This is a genomic window from Streptomyces sp. NPDC054847 (assembly GCF_053610925.1).
Genome location: NZ_JBSGZJ010000440.1, coordinates 1 through 5,968 on the forward strand (window position 1 = coordinate 1; position 5,968 = coordinate 5,968).

At 72.3% G+C, this 5,968-nt stretch carries 5 protein-coding genes and 1 pseudogene; 2 read left to right on the forward strand and 4 right to left on the reverse strand.

All coding sequences use genetic code 11. The features are described 5' to 3' along the window. Window positions 1-166: 166 nt before the first annotated feature. The 4 genes from ACWGH4_RS29460 to ureA form a co-directional block, all read right to left on the reverse strand. Window positions 167-706 carry a TetR/AcrR family transcriptional regulator gene (locus ACWGH4_RS29460; protein WP_453466293.1) on the reverse strand — a complete coding sequence of 180 codons (540 nt, stop codon included), beginning with the start codon at window positions 704-706 and terminating at the stop codon, window positions 167-169. A 119-nt stretch (window positions 707-825) separates the two neighbouring features. Next, complete coding sequence (locus tag ACWGH4_RS29465) at window positions 826-1,842, reverse strand: agmatine deiminase family protein (protein WP_453466286.1); 1,017 nt, start codon at window positions 1,840-1,842, stop codon at window positions 826-828. An 87-nt stretch (window positions 1,843-1,929) separates the two neighbouring features. Beyond that, the gene (locus ACWGH4_RS29470) at window positions 1,930-3,612 is read right to left on the reverse strand and encodes an urease subunit alpha (RefSeq protein WP_441266013.1); all 1,683 of its coding nucleotides are present in this window, start codon (window positions 3,610-3,612) and stop codon (window positions 1,930-1,932) included. After that, window positions 3,612-4,295, reverse strand: a complete 684-nt coding sequence (ureA, locus tag ACWGH4_RS29475; RefSeq protein WP_453466289.1) for an urease subunit gamma — start codon at window positions 4,293-4,295, stop codon at window positions 3,612-3,614. Before ureA ends, ACWGH4_RS29470 begins: the two co-directional genes overlap by 1 nt. A 140-nt stretch (window positions 4,296-4,435) precedes the next feature. Here ureA and ACWGH4_RS29480 point away from each other — a divergent pair, with 140 nt between their 5' ends. Both ACWGH4_RS29480 and ACWGH4_RS29485 read left to right on the forward strand, forming a co-directional pair. Beyond that, the gene (locus tag ACWGH4_RS29480; RefSeq protein WP_453466291.1) at window positions 4,436-5,857 is read left to right on the forward strand and encodes a cytosine permease; all 1,422 of its coding nucleotides are present in this window, start codon (window positions 4,436-4,438) and stop codon (window positions 5,855-5,857) included. Window positions 5,858-5,870: 13 nt separating this feature from the next. Next, window positions 5,871-5,968, forward strand: a pseudogene (locus ACWGH4_RS29485) (transcription antitermination factor NusB); the annotation flags it as partial.

Sequence of the window (5,968 nt, forward strand, 5' to 3'; positions counted from 1 at the left end):
GCATTTCAGCCCGCCCGGGGGCACCTCCCACGGCCGCCAGGCCGTAGGGGGAGTTTGAGGGCACCGCGCGGAGCGCGGTACGCCGCCCGCAGGGCGGTACGGGGTCCGGGGCCTGCCCCGGTTCGGGAAGGGGCGGGTAGGGGAACGAGTCCGCCCGGGCCGGGCGTCAGCGGAGCAGGGACTCCGCCACGAACTCCCCCACGTGCGCCAGCACCTGCTCGCGGCCCGTGCCCGGTATGCCCACGGCGACATGCACGCTGAAGCCGTCCAGCAGTGCGCGCAGGCGGGCCGCGAAGCGGTCGGGGTCCACCGGGCGGAACTCGCCGCGGGAGACGCCCTCCGCGAGGAGCGCCACGAGGTCCCGGTGCCAGGCGCCCTCGATCGCCGCCTGGCGGCCGTGCATGTCGGCGTCCGCGTTCTGCGAGCGGTTCCAGACCTCGAGCCACAGCGTCCAGTGCGGGTCGCGCGGCCCGTCGGGGACGTAGAGGTCGACGTACGCCTCGAGCCGCTCACGGGCCGGCGCCTGCCGGGACAGCAGGGCGCCGCGTTCCGCGCCGAGGCGGCCCTCGCTCCACTCCAGCGTCTGCAGGAGCAGCTCGTCCTTGGTGCGGAAGTAGTAGAGGAGGTGCCCGCTGCTCATTCCGACCTGCCGGCCGAGCCCGGCCATGGTCAGCCCGTCGAGGCCGCGCTCCGCGATGGTGGCCATGGCGGCGGCGAGCAGCTGCTCGCGCGGTGGGGCGGACTGGTTCCGGCGGCGGGGGCCGGCAGGGCTGGTGCTGGTCACCTGTACGTTCTACCCGATCCTGTGCCGTCGGCGGCCCGGACTCAGACCCGCGGCTGCTGCTGGGTGATGCAGTGGATGCCGCCGCCGCCCGCGAAGATCGCCCTCGCGTCCACCAGCGTCACCGTCCGCTCGGGGAAGAGCCGGCGGAAGATGCCCGCCGCGATCTCGTCACGCGGGTCGTCGAAGGCGCAGAGCACCAGACCCCCGTTGCACAGGTAGTGGTTGATGTACGAGTAGTCGACCCACTCGCCGTCCTCGTCGCGGAGCTTCGTCGGGGCGGGGACCTCGACGACCTCCAGACGGCGCCCCTTGGCGTCCGTCTGGGCGGAGAGCAGCGCCACGTTCGCCTTGCACGGTTCGTGGTCGGGGTGAGAAGGGTCGGGCTGGGTGTGGACCACGACGACGCCTGGGCGGGCGAAGGCGGCGACGATGTCGACGTGCCCGCGTGTGCCGTACGTGCCGTAGTCGCCGCTCAGGCCGCGCGGCAGCCAGATGGCCTTTGTCGTGCCGAGCCGGGCGTGGATCTCCGCCTCGACCTCGGCGCGGCTCCAGCCCGGATTCCGCTCGGGGCCGAGCTGCACGGTGTCGGTGAGCAGGACGGTGCCTTCGCCGTCGACGTGGATCGCGCCGCCCTCGTTGACCAGCGGTGAGGGGTGCACGGGGACGCCCGCGAGGTCCGCGACATGGCGGGCGATCTTGGCGTCGTGCTCCCAGCGCGCCCATTCGGCCGCGCCCCAGCCGTTGAACACCCAGTCGACGGCGGCCAGTTCGGAGCCGTCGGTGACGAAGGTCGGGCCGATGTCGCGCATCCAGGCGTCGTCCAGGTCCCGTTCGACGATCTCGATGTCCGCACCGAGGAGTGCCCGGGCCGATGCCACCTGCCCCGTCCCGGCGACCACGGTCACCGGCTCGAAGCGTCGTACGGCCCGGGCCACGGACGCCCACGCCGCACGGGCTTCCGCGAGTTCCGCCTCGTCGGTGAAGGTCGGGTTGGGGCCGGGCCAGGCCATCCAGGTGCGCTCGTGCGGGGCCCATTCGGCCGGCATGCGGAAGGTCACGGCAAGTCCTAAGGCGTCGTTGGCTTGAAGGAGGGGTTTGAAGGAGGGCTTGAGGACGGGGCTTGAAAGGCGGCGGGGGCGGCGGGCTCAGAGGAAGTAGAGGCGGTTCAGCGAGACCGACTCGGCCGGACCGGAGCGCAGCGGATCGCCGTCGAGGGTCACCAGTCCACTGTGTCCGTCCACCGACACGTCCCCCAGCCTGGAGTTGAGCAGCAGGTCACCCGGACCGATGCCGCGGGTACCGCGCACGGCGACGCGGCGCCGGCGGGTGGGCATCAGATCGGAGCCGAGGTCCACGGCCGCCTGGGCGACGAACGCCACCGAGATGTCGGCCGGTGTCGCTCCGTAGGCGCCGAACTGCGGTCCCAGCACGAGCGGTTCGCAGGTGTCCGTCGCCGCGTTCGGGTCGCCGACGACGCCGTACGCGGGGAATCCCGACTTCAGTACCAGTTGGGGCTTGGCTCCGAAGAACTCGGGCCGCCACAGCACGATGTCGGCCATCTTGCCGGGCTCGATGGAGCCGATCTCGTGGGCGAGTCCGTGCGCGAGGGCGGGATTGATCGTCAGCTTGGCCATGTAGCGCAGGACGCGTGCGTTGTCGTCGTGCGCGCCGTCGCCGTCCAGGGGCCCCCGTTCGGCCTTCATCTTGCCGGCCATGGCGAAGGTGCGGCGTACGGTCTCCCCCGCGCGCCCCATGCCCTGCGCGTCCGACGAGGTGATGCCGATCGCCCCGAGGTCGTGCAGGACGTCCTCCGCGCCCATCGTCCCGGCGCGGATCCGGTCGCGGGCCATCGCCGCGTCGCCCGGCAGGTCGGTCTTGAGGTCGTGGACGGAGACGATCATGCCGTAGTGCTCGGCGACGGCGTCCCGGCCGAAGGGCAGGGTCGGGTTGGTGGACGAGCCGATGACATTCGGCACGCCCGCCATCTTGAGCACGTTCGGTACGTGCCCTCCGCCGCAGCCCTCGATGTGGAAGGCGTGGATCGTCCGTCCGTCGAGCACCCGCAGGGTGTCCTCGACGGACAGGCACTCGTTCAGGCCGTCGCTGTGCAGGGCGACCTGGACGTCGTGCTCCTCTGCGACCCGCAGCGCCGTGTCGAGGGCGCGGGTGTGGGCGCCCATGTCCTCGTGGACCTTGAAGCCGGACGCGCCGCCCTCGGCGAGCGCCTCGACGAGCGGCGCCGGGTCGGAGGACGAACCACGGGCGAGGAAGCCGATGTTGACGGGCCAGGCGTCGAAGGCGTTGAAGGCGTGCCGCAGCGCCCAGGGCGAGTTGACGCCGACACCCCACACGGGGCCGAACTCCTGGCCGATGACGGTGGTGACGCCGGAGGCGAGGGATGCCTCCATGATGCGGGGCGACAGCAGGTGGACGTGGGTGTCGACGGCGCCGGCGGTGGCGATCAGCCCCTCACCGGAGACGATCGAGGTGCCGGTGCCGACGACGACGTCGACACCGTCGAGGGTGTCCGGGTTCCCGGCCCGGCCGATGGCGTGGATGCGGCCCTCGCGGATGCCGATGGAGACCTTGCGGATGCCCAGCACGGCGTCGATCACCAGGACGTTGCTGATGACGACGTCGCAGGTCTCCCGGACGGCGGCGGCCTTGAGGTGCAGTCCGTCGCGTGCCGTCTTGCCGAAACCGGCCAGGAACTCGTCCCCGGGCTTCTGCGCGTCGGACTCGACCCGTACGACGAGGCCGGAGTCGCCGAGGACGACCCGGTCCCCGGCGCGGGGTCCGTGCACGGATGCGTACTCGTACGGGTCCATCAGTTCTCCTCCGCTCCGAGGTAGCCGCAGGCCGCCGCCCTGCGCAGGGCTTCTTCCTTCGCGCCGGGCGCGTCCAGCGGTCCGTCGACCAGGCCGGCGAAGCCGATCGCGATCCGGTCGCCGCCGATGGGCAGCAGCCCCACCTCGACGTCACCGCCCGCGTCGAAGCGGACCGACGAGCCCGCCGGGACGGCGAGCCGCATGCCGTAGGCCGCGGCCCGGTCGAAGCGCAGACGCGGGTTGGCCTCGAAGAAGTGGAAGTGCGAGGTGACGCTGACCGGGACGGTGGCGGTGTTGCGCACGGTCAGCCGCACGGCGGGCGGCGTCTCGTCGTGCGGCGGCGCGGGCAGCAGCGCTCCGGGAGCGTTCTTGCCCTGCCCGCCGCCGATCGGGTCCGAGACGACGGCGAGGCGGGACCCGTCGTCGAAGACCGCCTCCACATGGACCTCCCCCACCACGTCGGCGACGCCGGGCAGGACGTCGTCGGGGCCGAGGACCGAGCGGGCGGCCTCGATGGCCTCCGCGAGCCGGCGACCGTCGCGTGCCGCCTCGCAGACCGTGTCCGCTATGAGCGCGGTGGCCTCCGGGACGTTCAGCCGCAGACCGCGGGCCCTGCGTGCCCGCGCCAGCTCGGCGGCGCCGAAGAGCAGCAGCCGGTCGCGCTCGGTCGGGGTCAGTCGCATGTCACCACACCTCCATCTTTGAGCGTCACTCTAACAATCGCACTCCCAGAAGGAAACCATTGACTTGGTACGAGGCATGCCTCACATTGAGCAGCATTCAATTAGAACGTCACTCTAACCGTGAAGGTGAGGGGCAGCCCATGCCGGTGGAACAGCGCGGAGTCGACACCGTCCCCGAAGAGGAGCGCACCAGCACTCCTCGCGATCTCGTCTCGATCCTGCTCGGGTCGAACCTCTGCCTGGGGGTGATCGTCTTCGGCTGGCTCCCGGTCTCCTTCGGCCTCGGCCTGTGGCCGTCCGTCACCTCGGTCGTCGCCGGCACGGTCGTCGGTGTGGCCGTCACCGCCCCGCTGGCCCTTGTCTCGCTGCGTACGGCGACCAATCTGTCGACGTCCAGCGGCGCCGCCTTCGGGGTCCGCGGCCGGCTCGTGGGGTCGGTCGTCGGCCTGCTGCTCTCGCTCGGCTACACGGCACTGACCCTGTGGATCGGCGGCGACGTGGTGATCGGCACGCTGGCGCGCCTCGCGGGCCTGCCCACCGGCGGCCTGGCCCACACCCTCGTCTACGCGCTGCTCGCCGCCTGCACCGCCGTCGGCGCCGTGTACGGCTACCGGCTGCTGCTGCGTCTCAGCAAGGTCCTGGCCGTCGGCATGACCGCGCTCCTGCTGCTCGGCATCGTCGCGTACGCCCCGGACCTCACCACGGCGGCGCCGCCGGACACTCCGTACCTGCTGGGGTCGTTCTGGCCGACGTGGGTGCTGTCGGCGGTGGCCGCAGGACTCAGCGGACCGATCGCGTTCATCACCCTGCTCGGCGACTACACCCGGTACATCTCGCCGCTGCGCCACAGCCCGCGCCGGGTGCTCGGCGCCACCTGTGCGGGGCTGGTGGCCGGGCTGCTGATCCCGCAGCTCTTCGGTACGTACACGGCGCTGGCCGCGCGGGCCGGGGCCGACTACGCCGGCCCGCTCGTCGCCGCGTCCCCCGCCTGGTACCTCGTCCCGCTGCTGATCGCCGCGGGGGCGGGTTCGGTCGGCAACGCGGGGCTGATGCTCTACTCGATGGGGCTCGACCTGGACGCGATCCTGCCGCGTGCCACGCGTACCCGGGCCACCCTGGTGGTGGCCGTCGTGGCCACTGCGTTCGTGTTCGCCGGCCACTTCGGGTGGGACGCCCAGTCGGCCATGACGTCGTTCGTGCTGCTGCTCACCGCGGTGGGAACCCCCTGGGCGGTGATCACGTTGATGGCGCACGTCCGCTGCGCCGGCGTGTACGACGCGGACGCCCTCCAGGTCCACAACCGCCGTGCGCGGGGCGGCGTCTACTGGTTCCGGTCCGGCTGGAACGTACCCGCCACCGTGTCCTGGGCGCTGGGTGCGGCCGTGGGTCTGACGGCCGTCTCCACCCCGCTCTACGAAGGACCGCTGCTCGGCCTCACCGGCGGTATCGACGTGAGCTTCGTCCTGTCGGGACTGGTGGGAGGCTTGACGTACGCGGCGCTGCGGTCGGGCACAGCCCCCGCCGCCGCGCCCGCACCGGTCGCGGAGTCGGCGGTCTCGTGAACGCGACGGCCTCGTGAACGCGACGGCCCGCCCCGGCCGCTCCACCACGGAGGAGCTGGTCAAGGCGCTCGGCGACGAGAACGCGCTGCCGGGCCGCTGGTCCCCCTACGC